The sequence below is a fragment of the Myxococcus sp. AB056 genome (genome assembly GCF_006547365.1).
In the GTDB taxonomy this organism is placed as follows: Bacteria; Myxococcota; Myxococcia; order Myxococcales; family Myxococcaceae; genus Myxococcus; species Myxococcus virescens.
On record NZ_VHLB01000070.1, the window covers coordinates 24,436 to 45,546 of the forward strand.

Consider the following 21,111-nt stretch of genomic DNA (forward strand, 5'->3'; position numbering starts at 1 on the left):
GCGTGGACCCGGGGCGCTACTCCTTCTTCGAAGAAGGCGAGTCAGGGAGGTTCAGCTCGGCGCGCGTCGCGGCCTGGACGCGGCGGGCCTGCCGGGGCCGGGCCACCAGCGGCGGAGGCGCGGCGGGCGCACCGGGCTGCTGGAGTGTCTCCAGGTGCTTCGCCAAGGCGTCGAGCGTGGGGTGCTCGAAGAGGACGCGGAGTGGCACGTCCACCTTGCAGGACTCCTGGATGCGAGCCACCACCTGGACGGCCTTCATCGACTGGCCTCCCAGGTCGAAGAAGTTGTCTCGCGCGCCGATCTGCTCCACCGCGAGGACGTCGCGCCAGATGGCCGCGAGCTGGACTTCCGTGGGCGTGCGCGGCGCCTCGTAGGCCGCCGAGGCGCGCTGGTTCGCCGACGGCGCGGGGAGCGACTTGCGGTCCAGCTTGCCGTTGGCCGTCCGGGGGAAGGACTCCAGCGTCACGAAGTGACTCGGCAGCATGTACGCCGGGAGGTGAGAGGCCAGGTGCTGGCGGATCGTCAGCGCCTCGGGGGCGGGCTCGGTGCCAGGGCGCACGTAGGCGACCAGCTCCGCGTGGCCCGCCACGTCCCACAGCTTCACCGCGGCTTCCAGGACGCCAGGCACCTGCGCCAGCCGGGCTTCAATCTCTCCCAGCTCGATGCGATAGCCGCGCAGCTTCACCTGTCCATCGCCGCGGCCCAGGTACTCCAGCGTGCCGTCTGGCAGCGCGCGCACCAGGTCCCCCGTGGCGTAGAGCCGCCCGCCCGGTACCTGTCCGAAGGGGTCCGGAACGAAGCGCTCCGCCGTCAGGTCCGGACGGTGGAGGTAGCCCTGCGCCACGCCGTGCCCGCCGATGTACAGCGCGCCCGTCACGCCCAGGGGCACCGGCTGCATGGACGCGTCCAGCACGTACACCTGCGTGTTGCCAATGGGACGGCCCACCGTGATGCGGCGTCCCGGCTCCAGGCGCGTGGTGGTGGACCAGATGGTCGTCTCCGTGGGGCCGTACATGTTCCACAGGGATGCGCCGCGCGAGCACAGCGGCTCGACGAGTTCGGAGGGAATCGCCTCTCCGCCGCAGAGGAGCTTCAGCGTGGGGCTGCCTTTCCACCCCAGCGTCAGCAACATCCGCCACGTGGAAGGCGTTGCCTGCATCACCGTGGCGCCACTCTCCACCAGCGCCCGCATCAGCCGGGTGCCATCCACGGCCGTCTCGCTACTGGCGATGACGACGTTTCCACCCACGCTCAGGGGCAGGAACAGCTCCAGCACGGAGATGTCGAAGGCCACCGTCGTCACGGCGAACAGCGTGTCCTGGTCGGTCATCCCAGGCGCCCGCTGCATGGACGCCATGAAGTTGACGACCGCGGCGTGCGGTACGGCTACGCCCTTCGGGCGACCCGTGGAGCCGGACGTGTAGAGCACGTAGGCCAGGTTCGTGCCCGCGAGCGTCACCTGGGGCGGCGTCGTGGGGGCGCCGGAGGCCTCGGCCAGCACCATGCGCTTGCCGCGATAGGCAGGGACCTGTGCGGCCAGCTCCGGCTCCGTCAATAGCAGTGAGACGCCGCTGTCATCCAGGATGTGCGCCAGCCGGTCCGGCGGATAAAGCGGGTCCAGCGGCACATACGCCGCGCCCGCCTTCAGGATGCCGAGCAAACCCACGAGCAGCTCCACCGAGCGCTCCAGGAAGATGCCCACGCGGTGCCCCGGCTCCACGCCGAGCTGGCGCAGGTGGTTCGCCAGCCGGTTTGCCTGTTCATCCAGCTCCCGGTAGGTCAGGGCATGCGCCTCGAAGCGCACGGCGGTGGAGTCCGGACGGCGCGCGGCCTGCCGTTCGAAGAGGCCGTGGAGGCTGCCGGGCAGGGGAAGGTCGAGCGCGGTGTCGTTCCACTCCCGCAGCAGTCGCAGGCGCTCGGGCCCGGTCAGCAGGGGCAGGTCCCTCACGGACCGGGTGGGGTTCTCCGCGATGGCCGCGAGCAGCGTGAGGAGGTGGCCGGACATCCGCTCGACGGTGGCCGAATCGAACAGGTCGGTGTTGTAGTTCAGCTCGCTGACCAGCCCCTGCGCCGTCTCCGCCATCGACAGGGAGAGGTCGAACTGTGTGGTGCCGCTGTCGAACTCCAACTGCTCCAGCGTGAGGCCGGACAGCGAGAGGACTTCGGACGGCGTGTTCTGGAGCGTGAACAGCACCTGGAACAGCGGGGAGTAGCTCGGGTCACGCGCGGGCTGGAGTGCTTCGACCAACTGCTCGAAGGGCAGCGTCTGATGCGCGTAGGCGCTCAGCGTGTCCTGACGCACGCGGGCCAGCAGCTCGGAGAACGGACGCGCGCCGTCCACCTGGAGCCGCAGCGGCAGTGAGTTGACGAAGAGGCCGATGAGGGGCTCCGTCTGGGGCACCCGGTTGGCGATGGGCGTGCCGATGACGAGGTCCTCCTGCCGGCTGCCGCGGGACAGGAGCACGCCGAACGCGGACAGCAGCGTCATGAACAGCGTGGCCTCTGCCTCGCGGCTCCGCTGCTTGAGCCGGGCGGTCAGCTCCGCCGGCACGGTGAAGCGATGGGTCGCACCGTGGAAGCGCTGGTTCGCGGGGCGCGGCCGGTCGGTGGGCAGCTCCAGCAGCGCAGGGGCGCCGGCCAGGTGGTCGCGCCACCAGGAGAGGTGCGGCTGGAGGTCGCCACGGGTGGCGCGCTCCTGCTGCCAGCGCGCGAAGTCACCGTACTGAAGGGTGGGTTCGGGAAGCGGAGAGGGCTCGCCCGTGCTGAACGCGCGGTAGAGCGCCGCCAGTTCGCGGATGAGGACGCCCAGGGACCAGCCGTCGCAGGCGACGTGGTGGAGCGTGAGCAGCAGCACGTGTTCGCGTGGGTCCAACCGCAGCAGCGACAACCGCAGGGGCAGGTCTCGTGACAGGTCGAAGGGCCGGCTGGCCTCCTCCGTCGCCCACCGCCGGACCTCGGCCTGACGCGCGTCGGCGGGGAGGTGCTGGAGGTCCACCTCGGGCATCGTCACGGAGGCGGGCGGCAAGACGCGCTGGAAGGGCTTGCCCTGATGCTGCCCATAGCTCGTGCGAAGCACTTCGTGACGGCGGACGATTTCGTCCAGGCTTCGCTGAAGCGCGGCGATGTCCAGGGCGCCTTCGAGCCGCAGCGCCGCGGGCATGTTGTACGCGCCGCTGGGCCCTTGGAACTGCTCCAGGAACCACATGCGCTGCTGGCCGGATGACAGCGGCAGCGCTCCATCGCGAGGGCCGGCGGGGATGAGTTCCGCGGCGTTCTGGAGTGACTGGCCCACCTGCTGGAGGAAGGAGACCAGCTCCTCCTTGCGGGACTTCATCTCTCCGAGCAGGTCGGGTGTCATCACACCCGGCGGGGCGTTGAAGCGCAGGCGCTCGCCTTCCATCCACAGCCGTACGTCGTGCTGGCGCAGCCGGGTCAACAGTCCGTCGATCGTGTTCACAGCTCCCCCTCTTCACGGCTCGCGCCGCTGACGCTGGTGTCGTCGGCTGTACGTGACGCCCACAGGATGGTGTCCACGTGCTCCGCGAGCCCGGCGATGGTCGTCTGCTTGAAGAGCCGCTCCAGCGGCAGCTCCACCTTGAGCGCGTCCCGCAGTCGCGAGGCCACCTGCGTGGCCAGCAGCGAGTCACCGCCCAGTTCGAAGAAGTCGTCGTGGATGCCCACGCGAGGCAGGCGCAGGGCCTTCATCCACACCTCCGCCAGCGTCTGCTCGGTGGGTGTGCGCGGTGCGACGAAGGGCCGCGTGGGCGCGCTGGCTTCCGGGTCGGGCGCGGGCAGCGCCTTGCGGTCCAGCTTCCCGCTGGCCGTCAGAGGCATGGCCTCCATGAGGACGAAGAAGGCGGGGACCATGTAGTCCGGCAGCTTCTCCAGCAGGAACTGGCGGAGCGCGGCGGGTGTCACGCTGCCCTGCGCGGAGGGCACCACGTAGGCCACCAGCCGCTTGTCATGTCCGGCCAGCGCGCCCGGCTCCTCGCGGACCGTGACGACCACTTCCTGGACGTGCTCGTGCGCGCTCAGCGCGGACTCGATTTCTCCCAGCTCGATTCGGAAGCCGCGCACCTTCACCTGGTGGTCGCTGCGTCCCAGGAACTCGAGCGTGGCGTCAGGCCGGTAGCGGACCAGGTCTCCGGTTCGGTAGAGGCGCGCCGCCGGGTTGTCGCTGAACGGATCCGGGACGAAGCGCTGCGCGGTGAGCTCCGGGCGGTTGAGGTAACCCGCCGCGACCAGCGGCCCGCCGATGTGCAGCTCGCCCGCCACACCGATGGGCACGGGCGCGCCATGCCGGTCCAGCACGTAGCAGGGGCGGTTCGACAGCGGCCGGCCGATGGGGACGCGCGTGGCGCTCCAGCCCTTGGGGATGTCAAAGGTGGTCGCGGTGATGAGCGTCTCAGTGGGGCCGTAGGCATTGAGCGTGCGCACGTTGCCCAGCGGGCCGTGCTGCCACAGCTCCAGCACCTTGGGCAGCACGGTGTCGCCGCCGATGATGACCAGCCGCAAGTCATGGTCACCGATGGTTGGCGGCGATTCGGCCCAGCTCTGCGTGAGCTGTTGCCAGTACGCCGTGGGGAAGTTCATCACTGACAGCCGCTGTTCGACGACGCGGCGGGCCAGCTCCTCGGGCGTCCAGACCTGGTTGCCGCGCAGGACCACCGTGGCGCCTGTCATGAACGTCGGGAGAATCTGCTCCAGGGACGCGTCGAAGTTGAACGAGGCGAACTGCAAAACGCGGTCGCGCTCGGTCAGCTCGAAGTGGAGCTGCATGTCCTGGAAGTGCACCGCCATCTGGCCGTGGCTGATGACGACGCCCTTGGGCTCACCCGTGGAGCCGGAGGTGTAGATGACGTAGGCGGGGGACGTGGCCGTCGCGGAGTTGGGCGGGTTCTCCGTGGGGCGAGACGCCAGCGTGACGGCGTCCGTATCCAGGTGGACGACCTTGGCGGTGTGTGCGGGCAGACGCTCCGCGAGGGACTGCTTCGTCACCAGCACGGCCGCGCGTGCGTCGTCCAGCAGGAAGCGCAGCCGCTCCACCGGGTGCGCGGGGTCCAGCGGCACGTAGGCGCCACCGGCCTTGAGGATGGCCAGCAGCGTCACCAGCATCTCCGGCGAGCGGTCGATGAAGGCGCCCACCAGCACGCCCGGTCCGACACCCAGGCCGCGCAGGTGGTGCGCGAGCTGGTTCGCGCGCCGGTTGAAGTCGGCGTAGGTGATGCACTGGCCGTCCAGCTCCACCGCGTGCACGGCGGGCCTGGCGGCGGCCTGCTGTTCGATGAACTGGTGCGTGAGGAGGTCCTCCCGGTAGCCTACCTGGTTCTGGTTCCACGCCACCAGGACCTTGCGGCGCTCGGTCGGGGTGAGCATCGGCAGGTCGGCGACGCGTGCTTCCGGCTGCTCGAGCGTTCCTGACAGCAGCGTGCGGAAGCCCTTCGCCCAGCGGGCCAGCGTCGCCGCTTCGAACAAGTCGGTGTTGTAGTCGAAGTCGAGGACGAGTCCGTCCTCGGCGTCGATGACGTTCAGGCTCAGGTCGAAGGCGGCGTAGCGCACGGGCTGCGGGACGAAGTGTGTCCGAAGGCCGTCCATCTGGAGGTTGCCCAGGGGGCGCTCCAGGTTGAACGTGACGCTGACGAGCGGGGTGTGGCTCGTGCTGCGCGGCAGTCCCAGGCGCTTGATGAGCAGGGCGAAGGGATAGTCCTGGTGCTCATACGCCTCCCAGAGCACTTGCTTGAGGCCCTGGACGTATTCGGAGAACGTCTGCTCACCCTGAACGTGGCTGGCGATGGGCAGCAGGTGCGAGCAGTAGCCCACCAGCCCCTCGCTGCCCTCCATTCCCCGGCCCGCGGTGGGGATGCCCACCAGGACGTCATCCTGGCCCGTCATGCGGTGGAGGAACGTGGTGTAGACGGAGAGCAGCAGCATGAAGAGCGTGGACTGCTGTTGCGCCGCCGCCTCCCGCAGGGACTGGGTGGTGGCGCGGTCCAGTCGCAGCGTCTGCCGGGCACCCCGATAGCTGCGGTGTGCGGGGCGGCCATTGTCGATGGGCAGCTCCAGCGCGGGCAGCGTCTCCACGCGCCGGCTCAGCCAGAAGCGCTCGTGGGCCGTCTGCTCCTTGGTTCCGGCCTGCTGCTGGAGCCACTGCACATACTCGCCCCATTGCATCGCGGGTGGAGGCGGGGTGCTCTTGCCTCCCCGGAGCTCGGTGTAGCGCGCGGCAATCTCGCGGACGATGACACCCAGCGACCAGCCGTCCACCGCGACGTGGTGCGCGGTGAGGACGAGGATGTGCTCCTGGGCACCCAGCTTCAGCAGGTTGACGCGGAAGGGCGCACCGCGGTGCAGGTCGAACGGCGTGTTGCTCTCCTGCTCGTACCAGGCGGAGAGGCGCTCGGCCTGCTCCAGCGCGGGCAGGGGGGAGAGGTCGTGCAATGCCAGAGAAAGCGACAGCGAAGCGGCCGCGGTTTGCTGCTCACCGGACGCGTGGACGTGGATGCGCAGGGCTTCATGCCGGTCGACGACGTGCTGGATGGCGCGTTGGAGCACCTCGGGCTGGAGCACGCCTTCGAGCCGCAGGCTCATCGACAGGTTGTAGGAGATGGAGCCGCCGGGGTTCATCTGGGCGAGCACCCATAGTTGCCTTTGCGCCTCCGTCATCGGCAGCGTGCGCGCTTCCACGCGAGTGGGCTCGGGCGCTGTGGTGCGTGGCCAGAATCCGCCCGCGCGCATGTCCGCCACCGTCTCGGTGACGGCGCGGACGATGGTGTCGAGGTCCTCGTCCGAGTGCGCGGTGGAGAGCATGCATGTGCGCCCCTCCCAGATGTAGATGCCGCGCTGGATGAGGTGGCAGAAGAACAGGTCCATCTCCAGCGACTGGTACAGGTAGCTGGTGTTGCCAGCGGCGGAGAAGCGCAGCACCGAGCCGCCGTGGACCGCCTCGATGGGCGCCTGCTCGCGCTGGAAGATGTCGTTGAGACGAGCGACCAGCCCCGCGGCGCGGCGGCTCAGATTCTCCTGGAGCGCGGGCCCCTGGACCTTGAGGTGGCTCAGCGTGGCCACCGTGGTCGCCATGGTCAGCGGGTGCTTGCAGAACGTGCCTGCGGAGAAGGTCGTCTCGACAGCGGGGTAGGACGCGTCGCCGTAGTTCCAGTCGCCTCCGTCGATGCGGTCCACGAATCCGCCGCGGTCCGCGACGGCGCCAATGGCCATGCCGCCACCGAGCACCTTGCCGTAGGTGACCAGGTCCGCCTCGATGCCGTACCACGCCTGAGCGCCACCCGGATGGAGCCGGAAGCCGGTGATGACCTCGTCGAAGATGAGGGGCACGCCTGCTTCACGCGTCATCGTCCGCAACGCCTGGAGGAAGGCCCGTGGCTGGAGATTGGGACGGCGGCTCTGCACGGGTTCGACGAGGACGCCCGCCAGGTCGTGAAGGTGCTCGCGGATGAGCTCCAGTGTGCGGTCCTCGCCGTAGGGCAGCACGAGGACGTCCTCGACGACCTTGGGAGACACGCCCGCAGCCATGGGCAGCGACTGGGGCTCGCCGTTGACCATGCGGCCCACCACCAGCGTGCCGTCGGAGTGGCCGTGGTAGGAGCCGGTGAACATCGCGATTTTCGTGCGGCCCGTCGCGGCGCGCGCCAGCCGGAGCGCCGTCATCACCGCCTCCGTGCCGGAGTTGCAGAAGGTGACGCGCTTCATGCCGGTCAGCTCGCAGAGCAGCTCCGCGGCTTGCCCGCCCAGGTCCGACTGGGGGCCCAACTCCATGCCCTCCGCCAGACGTTTTTGCAGCGCCTCCATGATGAAGGACGGGTTGTGACCGAACAGGTGCACCCCGAAGCCCATGGAGAAGTCGATGTACTCGTTGCCGTCCGCGTCCCAGACCCGCGAGCCCTTCGAACGCACGCTGACGATGGGGTAGCAGACCTCCTTCAGCTCGGCGCGGAAGTTCATCAGCCACCGCACGTCGCTCCACTTCGAGCGGTAGCGGACGGCTGCTTCCTTCGAGCGCTTCGTGCGCGCGGTGTACTTCGCGATGAGCGCGTCCAGGTGACGCTGCTGTACCGCGGGGAGCTCGCGCTCGGGCGTGCCGGACCTGGGCCCCGCGCCAAAGGGTGACGCGCCTCCAGCCTTCGCGGTGTTCGCGGGCACGGCCTTGGGGGCGGGGGCTTCCTGCGCCGCGACGGGAAGCTGCATCGGCGTTGCGGGACGTCCGCCCAGGAGCGCGAGTTGCTGCGCCATGAGCTGCAACTGCTGCTGGATGAGCTGCTCGACTGCGCTTCCCGGAGGTGCGGAGAGCGTGTTCACGGCGGCGGGAGGCGCGCTCATGGGGAGCGGCGCGGGAACGCTCATCGCGGCTGGCGCGGAGCTCAGCGCGAAGCTCGCGGGCAGCGTCTGGTCGAGGTGGCTCGCCAGGGCGTCCAGCGTCGTCAGTTCCTCGAAGAGCTGACGGATGGCCAGCTTCACGCCGAAGCGCTTCTCCACGTTGCGGATGGCGTCCAGCAACACGAGGGAGTCGGCGCCCATCTCCAGGAAGGACATGCGCGGGTCGAGCTTCTCGGGAGGGGCCTGGAGCAGCACGGCGACGACCGCGCGGAGCTCCGTGAGGATGCGCTCCTTGCGTGACACGACGGGCGCTGCGGCAGAGGTCTGGGTCATCATCGTCGGCCTGTGGGCAGGGGAGGGGAGCGCGGAGTCCAGCAAGTACGTCTGGCGCTCGAAGGGATAGGTGGGCAGCGGGACACGCCGTCGCGGACGGTCCGCGTCCACTGCGCTCCATGGGACGGCGACGCCGCGCGTGTGCAGCGCACCGAGGCTGTCGAGCAGCGTCTCCCAGGCATCCTGCTGACGCCGCAGGCTGGGGAGCCACAGGCTCGCGCTCTCGGGAACGCAGCGCTTCGCCATGCCGAGCAGCGTGTCGTGCGGGCCCAGCTCGATGAACAGCGCGGGGCCCGCCTGCGTCAGCGTCTGGAGGCTCTTGAAGAACTGGACAGGCGCGCGCGCGTGCCGTCGCCAGTAGGCGGCGTCGGGAGCCTGGGACATGCGCTCGCCCGTGACATTCGAGATGAGCGGGAGTCGCGGCGCGTGGGCGGGCAGGACGCGGGCTACCTGCTCGAAGCCATCGAGCATCGGCTCCAGCAGCGGCGAGTGGAACGCGTGGGAGACGGTGAGTGGTCGCGACTCGGCACCTTGCGCCTGTAGCGCCGCGGTGATGCGCTGGACCGCTTCACGCTCACCGGAGATGACGACGTGCCTGGGCCCGTTGATGGCGGCGACGTCCACCAGGGGCTCGCCCTCCAGCGCCGTGCGCACCGTGGCTTCATCCGTCAGGACCGCCGCCATGGCGCCGTTCTGGGGCAGTGCCTGGATGAGACGGCTGCGCGTGGCCAGCAGGGCCAGCGCCTCCTCCAGCCCGAGCGCGCCCGCCGTGTGCGCGGCCGTGAATTCGCCCACGCTGTGGCCCATCACGGCGTCGGGCACCACGCCCCACGAACGCCACAGCTCCGTCAGGGCATGGCCCAGCGCGAACAACGCCGGCTGGGTGTAGCGCGTCTGGTGGATGAGCTGCGCGGTGGCGTCCGTCGCCGGAAACAGCACCGACAACAGCGGGACATCCAGGTGTGGACGGAGAATCGCGTCGCAGCGCTCCAGGGCTTCACGGAAGACGGGCGCGCTGTCGAACAGTTGTCGGCCCATGCCGGGGTACTGGGTGCCCTGGCCGGGATACAGGAAGACGATTCGCGGCGCGGCGCCACGCTGCACCTCGCCCTGATGCAGCCTGGGAACGGCGTGCCCTTGGGCGAAGGACTCGAGCCGCGACGCCATCTCCGCATGGGAGTTCGCGGTGAGCGCGAGCCGATGTGGCCACGCATTGCGGCCGGTGTTCGCGGTGAAGCAGACATCCGCCAGCGCGGGGGCGTCCGGCCGTAGCAGGTGCTCCTGGTACTGCCGGGCCATGTTCCGCAGGGCCGCATCGCTCCGGGCCGACAGCGTCAGGACGTGGCTGTCACGCTCGCGGACGCGAGGTGTATCCGCGGGGCGCGGCGGAGGCTCGCTCAGGATGACGTGGGCGTTGGTTCCACCGAAGCCGAACGCGCTGACTCCCGCGACACGTGCGCCGGGCGCTTGGGGCCAAGGCTCCCGGCGGGTTGGAATCGGGAATCGGGACGCATCCAAGGCGATGTGCGGGTTGAGTGCGCGCAGGTGGACCTGCGGCGGAATCTCGCCGTGGCCCAGGGCCAGCACCGTCTTCATCAGCCCCGCGATGCCTGCCGCCGCTTCCAGGTGGCCGATGTTGCTCTTCGCCGAGCCGATGAAGCAGCGCTGCTCCGCCGTCCTCCCCGGAGACAGCACGGCGCTCAGTGCCGCCAGTTCAATCGGGTCGCCCAGCGGCGTCCCCGTGCCGTGGGCTTCGATGTAGCCAATCCGTTCTGGCGACAGGCGGGCCTGACGCAGGGCTTGCTGGATGACGTCCTGCTGCGCGGTGCCGCTGGGCGCGGTGAGCCCGTTGCTGAGCCCGTTATGATTCACGGCCGAGCCGCGGATGACGGCCAGGATGGGCGCGCCCGAGGCCAGCGCATCAGACAGGCGCTGAAGGACGACGATGCCGCAGCCCTCCGAGCGCACGTAACCATCGGCCGACGCGTCGAACGTCTTGCAGCGTCCATCCGCCGCCATCATCCCCGCCTGAGAGAAGGCGATGGTGAGCTCGGGCGACAGGATGAGGTTGACGCCGCCCGCCATCGCCAGGTCGCACTCTCGGCCACGGAGGCTCTGACAGGCCAGGTGCACCGCGACGAGCGACGATGAGCACGCGGTGTCCACGGCCATGCTCGGACCGCGCAAGCCCAACACGTACGACAGCCGGTTGGCCGCGATGCTGTGTGCGTTGCCCGTGCCCGCGTATGCATCCAACAAGGAGCGGTCGCCGAACTGTCGCTGCGCGTAGTCGCTGGTGCTGATGCCGACGAAGACGCCGGTGCGACTGCCCTGGAGTCCCTGCGGTGCCTGTCCCGCGCGCTCCAGCGCCTCCCACGCGACTTCCAGGAGCAGGCGCTGCTGCGGATCCATCCGCACGGCTTCGCGAGGCGAGATGCCGAAGAAGAGCGGGTCGAACGCGCCGACGTCTTCGAGGAAGCCGCCCCATCGCGTGTTCATCGTCGCGGGCGTGGACGCGTCCGACGCGTAGAGGCTCGCCGCGTCCCAACGGTCCGCGGGGACTTCGGTGATGGCATCCCCGCCGCGCTGGAGCAGCGCCCAGAATGCCTCTGGCGTCGGGGCTCCCGGGAAGCGGCACCCCAGCGACACCACCGCGATGGCGTCGTCCTGCGCGGCCTCGGTGACGGGCGTTGCGGGCGCATGCGCCACGGGCTCGGTGCCACGGCCGAGCGCCTGGCTGAGCGCGTCGATGGTGGGGTGCTCCCACAGGATGGTGGGCGACACGTCACGGCCCAGCCAGTCCGCCAACTCACCCGACAGGAACACCGCGTCCTTCGACGTCAGCCCGTAGCGAACGAAAGGTTCCTGGAGATCGACCTCTTCGGGCGTGAGCTCGGCGGACTCGGCGACGTAGGCCCGAAGCCACGCCGCGATTTCATCGCGCGTGCGGTCTTCGGACACACCGGAGACCAGAGGGGAATCCACAGGGGCCTGCGAGACACCGGAAGATGACTTCATGGAAAATCACGGACCGACAGTGTAATCCTGCAGATCTGGATTATTATGAAATCGTTTTGAATCCGACTAGTCTTGACGGAGTTCCGAGGTAAATTTCTGGTGCCAGCGCTCCGGCAGGGTTGGCGCTTTCCAGGTGGGGTCTCGGCGCCAGGAGTCTGGGCGGACTCACTGCTGTGACGACAGGTGCTTGCAGATGGCGTTCAGCGAGTTCGAGTGCTGGTCCGAATCAGGTCAGTTGGAGTGCGTGGCGGTGTTCCGGCCCGCGGCGCTGGACGTCACCAGCGCGGAGGAGGCGGCGGCGGTCGGCTTCATGCGGCCTGTCACTCGCAGTGAGGCGGAGGACGCCTTTGGCCGGCTGCGGGACTCGCTGACGCGCCTCGGTTGCCAGACGATTGACTTGTGGGAGTTGCTACCGGAGCGCGAGCGCGCGGTGAGCGACACCACGGTGAACCGGGTGTTTGTCCGCGATACCGCGGCGGTGCTCGGGCGTCAGCTCGTGACGGGCACGGCGGCCTTTCCCGTGCGGCTGGCGGAGTTCGACGTGGCGCACCGCGCGCTGTCGCAGCTCCAGCCGGAGCTGTCGAGCGACGAAGGCCCGACGTCCGCGCGCATCGAGTTCGGGGACGTCTTCGTGCTCGACGCGGAGCGGCTGCTGGTCAACGTGGGGCTGCGCAGCGACGCGCGGGCGCTTCAACCCTTCCTGGAGCTGGCGTGGCGTTCAGGCTTCCGCGAGGCCGCCGTCGTCCGCATCCCGGAGAGCCTGGGTATCATCCACCTGGATCTGGCCTTCAACGTGCTTGGGCCGCGGGCGGTGGTGGCGCGGGCCTTTCTGCGCCACACGCCCATCCAGGTGTTCACACAGGGCGTGGCGCCGCACTGGGAGCCCTTTGACGGCTACTTCGCCCAGCGGGGCCGCCGCGTCATCCCCTTCGAGCCGAAAGGGGAGAGCGGCTTCATGTCGAACTTCATCTACGTGGGGCCCGACCTGATTCTCGCCTCGGAGAGCGCCTCGGTGGGCCTTCGTCCTCTGGCGAAGGAGGCCGGCATCGAGGTGGCGAGCGTCGACATCGAGGCGCTGGAGCGGGGCAACGGCAGCGTTCGGTGCCTCACGATGCCCCTGCGCCGGCGCGCGGTGTAGCGAAGGACCGCCGGCGATTCGCGTTCAGGAAGGGCGGTTCACCGCGGGCGGGTGGGGCATGTCGCCTTCGCGCTCGTAGTAGAGGCTCGCGCAGCCCTGCTCGTAGACCACGAGCACCCTGTCACTTTCCTCCAGCAGGTCGGAGACCTTCTCCGTGGTCTTGCGGACGAGTACGTCGAACCTACCCGGGCGCTGTTTGTTTCCGGCCCGGACTGTCACGACTGGCATGCGGGGTTCAGCTCCTTGTGCCCCGCGGCGAGCGGTTCCGGGAGGACATCCCCGGCCTGGGCCCATCCGAAGGTAACAAAGGCGTGTCATAACCAAACGAACAGTCCGTTGACAAGCGGGCCGCGCCATGGCGGGAAGAGGCTCCCATGCTCCGCAAGCTCCCCGTTCTGCTGGTTGGTGTTCTTGGTCTGGCCTCTTCCGCGGGCGCGCAGGAGGCGCGGCGGCCTCCGGAGCACCGCTCTCCGACGCCCGCCTGGGCGCCTCGCGGCGTGCTCCTGGGTGTCAGCGCCCAGGATGGCCTGGTGGCTTCCCAGACGAAGGTGCAGTGGCAGCTCACCTTCTACCAGGACCGCAAGGACGCCTTCGCCTTGCTGCTGGAGGGCAGTCTGTCGTGGGGGCTCGCGTTCCCCGATGCCGAGGAGGGCAAGCCGCAGAACGCGGTGCGCTCATTCTACCAGCACAGCCCGCAGGTGGGTGTGGGCTACCGGAACCATCTGCCCGGCCAGGTGCACTGGGGCTTCCAGGTCACCGGCGGTCCCGTCTTCTACGGCGCGAACTTCGATGGTGGGTTGGAGAAGGACCGGCGCGTGGCGGGCCTCATCGAGGGCCGCGTCCACCTGGGCTACCAGTTCGGGGACATCGCCGGTGGGCTCGCTGTGGGGTATGCCGAGGTATTTGGCTACAAGCGCCGCAGCCTTGGCCGCTTCTTCGTAGGTGGCCCGATGGTCGGGTTGTTCGTGGATTGGCGCTAGGCTTTGCGTAGAGTGCGGCCTGCGAGCACCCTGTTCGCACGCCGCGTATGCCCGAGCCGCTCAGCGCCCATGTGTCGCGATACCTCCGCAACCGAGAAGTCTTCGAGCGGAACCTGCCAGCCGCGCTGCTCGTCTTCACTCCAGCGACGGAGGAAGGCAGCGGTGGGGACGGGGAGGAGTACCGTCTGAAGACGGTAACGAACGCGGGGAACCCCACGCTGGGGGCCAGCGGGCCATTGGTGTTTCCCGTCGTGAAATCGCGGACGAACGCCTTCGGGCGGGGCATCACCGTGGGGCGGACGGGCAACAACGACGTGGTCCTGGACGACGGGAGCGTGTCCCGGTTCCACGCCTGGTTCAGCCGGGAGGAAGGCCATGCGGGCTTCCTGCTGACGGATGCCGGGTCCAAGAATGGCTCCTGGGCGGGGGGCGTCCGCCTCGTGCCCCGGAAGGCCGTTCCGGTGGCGGATGGAGCTCGGTTGCGCTTCGGCCAGGTGGAGGTCGGCTTCTACACGACCAGCGGCTTTCTGCGGATGCTGGCCGTGAGGATGGCTCCCTGAGCCTTGCCACGTCTTCGTGGGCCTGCGTAACGTGCGGAGTCGCCCTCTGTCACACACGGGAGTGTTCGCGGTGGCCTTGACCACAGAAGCTTTTGGACTGACCGACGTCGGCCGCAAGCGGCAGCACAACGAAGACGCGATGCTGGTGGATGCGGCACTCGGTCTCTACGTGGTGGCTGACGGCATGGGCGGTCACGCGGCCGGTGAGGTTGCGAGCAACCGGGCCACGGAGGTCGTCAAGCAGCACATCTCCGCCAACCGCCATCTGTTGAAGGACCTGGGCATCAACCCGACGCCGGACAGTCGCTCCGCGGCGGCGGCGCTCGTCGAGGTGGCCGTCCAGCGCGCGTGCGCGGACATCTACCGGACGGCGATGTCGGACGCGACCAAGCGCGGCATGGGCACGACGTTCGTGTGCCTCGCGGTGGGCGGCAACAAGGGCGTCATCGGCCATGTGGGTGACAGCCGTGTCTACCTGGTGCGGCATGGCCAGTGTCACCGGCTGACGGAGGACCACACGCTGGTCGCCGCGCAGCTCAAGGCCGGCACGATTACCAAGGACCAGGCCGCCAACTCGCAGTACCGCAACGTGATTACGCGCGCGGTGGGCATCCAGGAGTCCGTCCAGGTCGACACGCTCATCGTGGACCTGGTGCCTGGAGACATGTTCATCCTCTGCTCGGACGGCCTGCACGGCTATGTCGAGGACGAGGAGGTCCTTCCGCTCATCGCCGGCATCGCGCCCGCGGACCTGCCCAAGCGCTTCATCGACGTCGCCAACGAGCGCGGTGGCAAGGACAACATCACCGCGGTGGTGGTGAAGGTCGCGGGCGAAGGCTCCAGCGTCAGCGAGGAGTCGAGCGAAGCGCAGTCGCGCATGGAGGCGCTGCGCAAGATTCCGCTCTTCCGCCACCTCACCTACAAGGAGCAGACGGCGGTGCTGTCCATCGCGACCACGCGCACGTATCCCGCGGGGCGCGAAATCGTGGTGGAGGGGCAGCCGGGCGAGGAACTCTTCGTCGTCATCCGGGGCCGGGTGGCCATCGAGAAGAACGGCGTGGAGATCGCCGAGCTGCGCGCGGGTGGCCACTTCGGAGAGATGGGGCTCATCGACAACGCGCCGCGTTCAGCGACGGTGCGGGCGACGGAGCCCACGCGCACCATGGTCATCTCGCGGCCGGACCTGATGGGCCTGATGAAGCGCGAGTCCATCCTCGCGGTGAAGATGCTCTGGAGCTTCGTCCAGGTGCTCAGCGACCGGCTTCGCGCCACCAACTCGGAGCTCAGCGAGGCACGGCAGGAACTGGCCGTGGCCCAGGCGATTGCTCCGTTCGCCGAGGAGTAGGAGGACGCGTCATGGCCCCTCGTCGACCGAAGCAACTCCGTCCGGAGTCCCAAGCACGTCAGACGTCCCAGGTACGTTCGCGCCGTTCCGTTGTCGGAGGGCGACGCATGGCGAGGGCGGTGGGCGGCGACGTGGTGGTGAAGTTCCTGGGCGAGGTGGTTGAGCTGCGCCATGAGCTGAGGGCGACGCAGGGGGACGTCGAAGGCATGGCGATGAGCATGGGGTCCATGCGCGCCGGTATGGCAACCATGCGGTCGAACATGGCGACCATGCAATCGAACATGGCGACCATGCAGTCGAACATGGCGGCCATGCAGTCGAACATGGTGGCCATGCAGTCGAACATGGACTCCATGATGGGCAACATGGAGACGATGATGTCGACCGTCGAGTCCATGATCGTGGGGCTGCGTTCCGTGTCGGGACGCATGAGCCGGATGGAGGCCCACGCGGGCCGCATGGCCCGGCTGCTGACTTCCATGGCGGATTCGACCCAGGAGCGTTTCGAGCGGGTCGAGAAGCGCCTGGATGACCTCGAAGACAAGCTGTAGGCGCGGCTCGCCCATGCGTTCGGGAAAGGACGCGTCCGGAATTTTCAGGGGGAATCGGCCGTTCCGCGCCCGGCCCCGGGCTAACGTCCGCGCCGTCTGCGCATGCGCAACTGGATTGTCATAGGCGTGATGGCGACCCTGCTCGCGGCAGGGGTGGTGTGGCTGTGGCCCGGCACGGAGACGGGGCCCGCCGCTCGCGACACGCACGCCTCCACTGGCAAGGCCCTGCCGGAGTTCGCCGCCGTGGACGTGGCCTCCGCGGGCGAGGGGCTGGCGCTCACGGGACGTGTGCTGGACGCCTCGGGTCGTCCCGTCGCGGGCGCGGAGGTGTTCCTGGCCGCCAGCGCGGAGCGGACGCTCCTGGGCGTTCATTGTGATGCGTGTGGCCAAGCGCTCCTGTCCTGCTCGGCGCGTGAGACGGCGCTGCACACGCTGGCGTTCTTCGAGCAACAGCAGGGCTTCCTGACGCCGCGGGCCACGGTCATCACGGACGCGGAAGGGCGCTTCCGCTTCGAGCACCTGGCTGGCGTGTCCTTCTCCGTGTGGGCCCGCGCGCCAGGGCTGGGCGTCGCGCTCCGCGAGCGGGCCGCGCCTGGGGACCCGGTGGAGCTGTACCTGCCGCCGCTGCGCACCCTGGTGGGGCAGGTGGTGGACGAAGCCGGCCGGCCCTTGGCCGGGGCTCACGTGCACGGAATGTCGCGGCGGGCGCCGCTGCCCTTCGAGTCCACGAGCGGAGCGGATGGCCGCTTCACCCTGACGGGCCTGGGCGAAGGGCCTTTCTATGTGCTGGCCACGGCGGAGGGGTACCTGCCCGCGGTGGGGGCCCAAGTGGAGGCGGGGCCACAGCCCGTGCGCCTGAAGCTGACGCCCGCGCGCACCCTGGAGGTCCGCGTCACCCGAAATGGTTCCCCCGCGGCCGCGCTCGTGCGGCTGCGCGCGGACCACCTGTCACGGGAGTTGCGCACGGACGGCACTCCGGTGCGCTTCACCGGCTTGTATCCGGACCAATTGGTGGTGACCGCGGAGGCCAAGGGCCTGGCGTCCGTGCCCCGCGTCTTGACGTTGGACGAGCGCGTCACCCAGGTGACGCTGGCGCTGGAGGAAGCGGGAAGCCTGCTCGTCACGGTGGTGGATGAAGATGGGCAGCCCGTGCCGCAACCGGAGCTGCTGTTGCGCATGCCGACGGGGGAGGTTGTCCGGCAGGAGCGCGGTGGCACCGGCGCGTTGGTGACGCTGGGCCCCCTGGCCGTGGGTAACTACGTGCTGACCGGGCAGGCCGAGGGCTTCCGTGATGCGCAGCTGCCCGCGAAGGTGACTTCAGGGGAGACGGCGCTCGAACTGGAGATGGAGCGCGCCACCGTCATCAGCGGGCAGGTGCTGGATGTCTATGGCCGGCCCGCGCCGGGCGTGTCCGTCTTGGTGCAGCCCACGGGCGCGTCGACGCTGGCGGACGCGGAAGGGCGCTTCATCGCGCAGGTGCCCACGCCGGGGCTCTACGAGCTTCATGCGCATCACTCGGAGTGGGGCGGTGGCCAGTTGAAGGTGACTGCGCCGGCCACCGACGTGCAACTGGCGCTGGAGCCTCGCGCGTCGTTGGAAGTGACAGTCTCCGCCGAGGGCCGCCGCGTGGAAGGCGCGGACGTGGTGCTGTGGGTTGAGCAGCAAGGCATCTTCCGGAGTGACCGGCCGTCCGGCTCGGATGGCATGGTCCCGATGCGCGGGATGCCCGCGGGCACGTATTCGATGATGGCGTCCCATCCCGACTATCAGCCGTCGGAGCGCCGGGAGGTGACGCTGACGGATGGGCAGACGCTGAAGCTGGAGGCGGAGCTGAAGCCCGGAGCGCCGCTCAGTGGCGAGGTCGTGGACGGGCAGAACGCTCCGGTAGCGGGCGCCACGTTGGTGGTGGTGCCCCGTGGCGCGGAGCCCGTGCAGTCCGACGCGAGCGGCCGTTTCGAGTTCCGCGCGCTGCGGCCGGACCGGGGCTACCGCTTGGAGGTGAGGCACCCGGGCTATGACCAGGTCGAGCGCGCCGAGGGCAAGGCGGGTGGCCCTCCGGTGCGAGTGGTGCTCAGGAAGCGCGACGTCTATCGCGGGCGCGTCATAGGCGATGACGGTGAGCCGGTGCGCCGCTTTCGCGTGGACGAGCACGATGTGAATGCACCGGATGGCCGCTTCGAGCTGCCGTTGCCCACGGCGGGCGACCGCGTCATCGCGTCGGTGGATGCGTCGGGCTACGAGCCGCAGATGGTGGACCGCCCGGCCTCGCCTGATCTGGGAGACCTGGTGCTGGAGAAGCTGCCGGGTGTCTCGGGCCGCGTGGTCGACGAGGGCGGCGGGCCGGTGCCAGATGCCGTGGTGTCGTGCGACGTCTGTGACGACTCCGTGCTCTCCGGGCCGGACGGCACCTTCACGGTGGCCAGCCCACCCTATGTGACGCGTTACTCGCTCACGGCGCGCAAGGGGCGGCTGAGCGCCACCCAGTCGTTGGAGCGGGGCTCGCGGGGCCCGGTGGAACTCAAGTTGCGGCAAGCCACGCGTTTGAGCGGCCGAGTGTACCGCCCGGACGGGAGCCCCGCGGCGGGCTTCGAAGTCGAGGCCGTCAACGCGGACCGCAGCGAACCGCTCACCATCGTCACCGGGCCGGATGGGGGCTACAGCGTGGAAGTCTCACCGGGCAACTACCGCTTCGCGCTGGGCGCGAACCGGGAGTTCTCTGGCGAGCCGGCGCTGGTGGTGCAGGTTGGCGGCTCGGATATGTCGCTGGACCTGGGCCCGGCGCCGGGCACCGCGTCGCTGGCCGTTCAGGTGAAGCCGGAGCGGGGCCGGGCGCTGTGGGTCGTCGCGGGAGAGCTGGGGGCGGTGGGCAATCCTCCGGCGGTGGCGTTGATGCGCTCGCGCTGGGCGCAGCTCGTGTACCAGCCCCGGTCGGAGCAGGTCCGCCTGAGCGGCCTGCGGCCCGGGCGCTACACGCTGGTGTGGGGCAACTTCCACGTGGAGACCCCAGGCGGACCGGAGGTCCGCGTCGTGGATGTGCCTTCGAGCAGTGACGTCGTGATGATGGCCCACTGAGGCCCTGCCGGGACGGTTGCGAGCCCGCCTCCCCGCGCATTAGGAAGCCGCATGGACGTGACGACTCTGAAAGGCCGCCGGGTGGTCGTTGGCGTGGGTGGCGGCATCGCGGCGTACAAGGCCTGCGAGCTGGTGCGGGAGCTGTCGCGTGCCGGCGCTGAGGTGCGGGTGGCCATGACGGAGTCCGCGCGCCAGTTCGTCACCCCGCTCACCTTCCAGGCGCTCAGCGGGCACCCTGTGCTCACGGACTATTTCGACCCTGCCCAGGAGGGGAACTTCGGCCACCTGGACCTTGCGCGTTGGGCCGAGGCGTTCGTCGTGGCGCCGGCCACCGCGGACCTGCTGGCGCGCATCCGCGCGGGTATGGGGAACGACGCCGTGACGACGTCGCTGCTCGCCTTCCGGGGGCCGGTGGTGCTGGCGCCGGCGATGAACGTGGCCATGTGGGACAACCCCCTGACGCAGGAGAACCTGGCGGCCCTGCTGGCCTATCCGCGCTTCTCGCGCGTGGGCCCAGGTGCGGGGATGCTGGCCTGTGGTGACGTGGGGGAGGGGCGGCTGGCGGACGTTCCAGCCATCGTCCAGGCGGTCGCGGCGCGTTTCGGCGCTGGCCCACTGGCGGGGAAGCGGGTGCTGCTGACGGCGGGCCCCACGCGCGAGTTCCTGGACCCGGTGCGGTTCATCTCCAATCCCTCCACGGGGAAGATGGGCATGGCGCTCGCGCACGCAGCCCGGACCCTGGGCGCCGAGGTGACGGTGGTGCTCGGTCCCGTGGGCACCGTGGAGCGCGGCGGCTTGGACGTCGTGGACGTGGTGAGCGCGGATGACATGGCGCGCGAGGTGCTCTCACGGGTGGGCACGGTGGATGCGTTCATCGCCACGGCGGCGGTCAGCGACTGGCGTCCGGAGACGCGCGCGCCGCAGAAGGTGAAGAAGGGCGCTTCGACGTCGCCCGAGGCGCTGACGCTCGTGCGCACGCCGGACGTGCTCGCGGAGGCCTCCCGCAAGGTGGCGGAACAGCCAAAGCGGCCGGTGCTGGTGGGCTTCGCGGCGGAAACGGAGCGCGTGGTGGCGCACGCGCGCGAAAAACTGGAGCGCAAGGGGCTGGACGCGATTGTCGCCAACGACGTGACGGCCCCCGGCGCGGGCTTTGGTGCGGACACCAACCGGGTGACAGTGCTCACGCGTTCGGGTGCGCAGCATGAATTCCAGGGCAGCAAGCGCGAGGTGGCGCAGGCCCTCATCGAGTTGCTGCTCGTGTCACCGTCCTAGCGGGGCTCCATCACCGCGAGGGTGACGGTGGTCTTCGACACGAGCCGGGGCGTTCCGCCGGAGACGGCGTGGACCTCGGACTCCGTGACGATGAGCCGGCGGCCGGCGCGCAGCACCCGGGCCTTGCACCGCAGTTCTTCACCGGACGCCGTCTGGAGCAGGTGGACGGTGAAGCTGGTGGACAACACCCGCTGACCCTTGCGGACCACGGAGAAGGCCGCCGCGCCCGCCGTATGGTCCGCCAGCGTCGCCTGGACACCCGCGTGGATGACGCCGTCCTGCTGCAGGTGTCGGGGCTGCACCACCAGCCGGGCCTCCACCTCGCCGGGGCGGATGGCCACGGGCTGGATGCCCAGGTCCATGACGAAGGCGGCCGATGTGAACAGGTCCTCCGTGTCCTGGCGGTAATCCGGGTTCTGGTGCTCCATGGCGGCTCCTCCCTGCGCGACACCGGGGTGGGGGCGGAAGATAGCGTGGGCCCGGGGCGTCTCCAGGGCGGATGACTGGGGGC

The 21,111-nt window shown here is 69.6% G+C and carries 11 protein-coding genes; 7 read left to right on the top strand and 4 right to left on the bottom strand.

All coding sequences use genetic code 11. The annotated features are described in order from the left end of the window. Positions 1–16 precede the first annotated feature (16 nt). Both FMP39_RS26295 and FMP39_RS26300 read right to left on the bottom strand, forming a co-directional pair. Positions 17–3,457, bottom strand: a complete 3,441-nt coding sequence (locus FMP39_RS26295) for a non-ribosomal peptide synthetase (protein ID WP_141592914.1) — start codon at positions 3,455–3,457, stop codon at positions 17–19. Then, positions 3,454–11,625 carry a non-ribosomal peptide synthetase/type I polyketide synthase gene (locus FMP39_RS26300; RefSeq protein ID WP_228558349.1) on the bottom strand — a complete coding sequence of 2,724 codons (8,172 nt, stop codon included), beginning with the start codon at positions 11,623–11,625 and terminating at the stop codon, positions 3,454–3,456. The genes FMP39_RS26295 and FMP39_RS26300 overlap by 4 nt, the downstream gene beginning before the upstream one ends. 250 nt (positions 11,626–11,875) lie before the next feature. Here FMP39_RS26300 and FMP39_RS26305 point away from each other — a divergent pair, with 250 nt between their 5' ends. Then, entirely contained in the window at positions 11,876–12,820 is a 945-nt protein-coding gene (locus FMP39_RS26305; RefSeq protein ID WP_141592916.1) for an arginine deiminase family protein, read from the top strand. Positions 12,821–12,844: 24 nt separating this feature from the next. On the opposite strand, the gene FMP39_RS26310 is transcribed toward FMP39_RS26305, so the two are convergent. Further along, complete coding sequence (locus FMP39_RS26310) at positions 12,845–13,048, bottom strand: hypothetical protein (protein WP_141592917.1); 204 nt, start codon at positions 13,046–13,048, stop codon at positions 12,845–12,847. A 146-nt stretch (positions 13,049–13,194) separates the two neighbouring features. Between FMP39_RS26310 and FMP39_RS26315 the strand changes: the two genes are divergently transcribed. The 6 genes from FMP39_RS26315 (at position 13,195) to coaBC (ending at position 20,600) form a co-directional block, all read left to right on the top strand. Further along, positions 13,195–13,800: a hypothetical protein gene (locus tag FMP39_RS26315; protein ID WP_141592918.1), complete on the top strand. Its 606-nt coding sequence runs from the start codon at positions 13,195–13,197 to the stop codon at positions 13,798–13,800. A gap of 47 nt (positions 13,801–13,847) precedes the next feature. Beyond that, positions 13,848–14,360: an FHA domain-containing protein gene (locus FMP39_RS26320; protein WP_141592919.1), complete on the top strand. Its 513-nt coding sequence runs from the start codon at positions 13,848–13,850 to the stop codon at positions 14,358–14,360. A gap of 61 nt (positions 14,361–14,421) precedes the next feature. Then, positions 14,422–15,705 (top strand): Stp1/IreP family PP2C-type Ser/Thr phosphatase, encoded by a 1,284-nt coding sequence (locus FMP39_RS26325; protein WP_090490810.1) that lies wholly within the window; start codon positions 14,422–14,424, stop codon positions 15,703–15,705. Between the two features lie 119 nt (positions 15,706–15,824). Next, positions 15,825–16,256: a hypothetical protein gene (locus tag FMP39_RS26330; RefSeq protein ID WP_228558350.1), complete on the top strand. Its 432-nt coding sequence runs from the start codon at positions 15,825–15,827 to the stop codon at positions 16,254–16,256. Between the two features lie 102 nt (positions 16,257–16,358). After that, complete coding sequence (locus tag FMP39_RS26335; protein ID WP_141592921.1) at positions 16,359–19,328, top strand: carboxypeptidase regulatory-like domain-containing protein; 2,970 nt, start codon at positions 16,359–16,361, stop codon at positions 19,326–19,328. Positions 19,329–19,379: 51 nt separating this feature from the next. Continuing rightward, positions 19,380–20,600, top strand: a complete 1,221-nt coding sequence (gene coaBC / locus FMP39_RS26340; RefSeq protein WP_141592922.1) for a bifunctional phosphopantothenoylcysteine decarboxylase/phosphopantothenate--cysteine ligase CoaBC — start codon at positions 19,380–19,382, stop codon at positions 20,598–20,600. On the opposite strand, the gene FMP39_RS26345 is transcribed toward coaBC, so the two are convergent. Further along, a partial coding sequence (locus FMP39_RS26345) for a PaaI family thioesterase (RefSeq protein WP_228558351.1) occupies positions 20,597–21,111 on the bottom strand: 515 nt, incomplete at its 5' end. The genes coaBC and FMP39_RS26345 overlap by 4 nt on opposite strands.

What these genes read in the sequence shown, in the direction of transcription:
- FMP39_RS26305 (WP_141592916.1), top strand. Translation starts at nt 11,876, where the DNA reads ATGGCGTTCAGCGAGTTCGAGTGCTGGTCCGAATCAGGTCAGTTGGAG.
- FMP39_RS26310 (WP_141592917.1), bottom strand. Translation starts at nt 13,048, where the DNA reads ATGCCAGTCGTGACAGTCCGGGCCGGAAACAAACAGCGCCCGGGTAGG.
- FMP39_RS26315 (WP_141592918.1), top strand. Translation starts at nt 13,195, where the DNA reads ATGCTCCGCAAGCTCCCCGTTCTGCTGGTTGGTGTTCTTGGTCTGGCC.
- FMP39_RS26320 (WP_141592919.1), top strand. Translation starts at nt 13,848, where the DNA reads ATGCCCGAGCCGCTCAGCGCCCATGTGTCGCGATACCTCCGCAACCGA.
- FMP39_RS26335 (WP_141592921.1), top strand. Translation starts at nt 16,359, where the DNA reads ATGCGCAACTGGATTGTCATAGGCGTGATGGCGACCCTGCTCGCGGCA.
- coaBC (WP_141592922.1), top strand. Translation starts at nt 19,380, where the DNA reads ATGGACGTGACGACTCTGAAAGGCCGCCGGGTGGTCGTTGGCGTGGGT.